This is a genomic window from Klebsiella sp. K47 (assembly GCF_051858335.1).
GTDB classification, from domain to species: domain Bacteria; phylum Pseudomonadota; class Gammaproteobacteria; order Enterobacterales; family Enterobacteriaceae; genus Klebsiella; species Klebsiella pneumoniae.
Map to the genome: position 1 here is coordinate 1 of NZ_JBPYUI010000569.1, position 211 is coordinate 211.

1 pseudogene is annotated in these 211 nt (G+C 66.4%); it reads right to left on the reverse strand.

The features are described 5' to 3' along the window. Positions 1-26 precede the first annotated feature (26 nt). Positions 27-211: pseudogene (locus tag RRF55_RS29250) on the reverse strand (hypothetical protein); the annotation flags it as partial.

Sequence of the window (211 nt, forward strand, 5' to 3'; positions counted from 1 at the left end):
CCCAGGCCACCACTTCCCATCGCATGTCAGCCTCCGATCCGCGGCGGGACGCCGCGCGTGGCTTTCTTCTCTTCCTGCTTGGCGAACGCTTCGCGGGCCAGCTCGGCGACGCCGGCGATCGAGCCGATCACCCCGCTGGCCTCCATCGGCATCAGCACCAGCTTCTGGTTCGGCGAGGTCGCCAGTTCCTTGAAGGCTTCCACGTACTTCT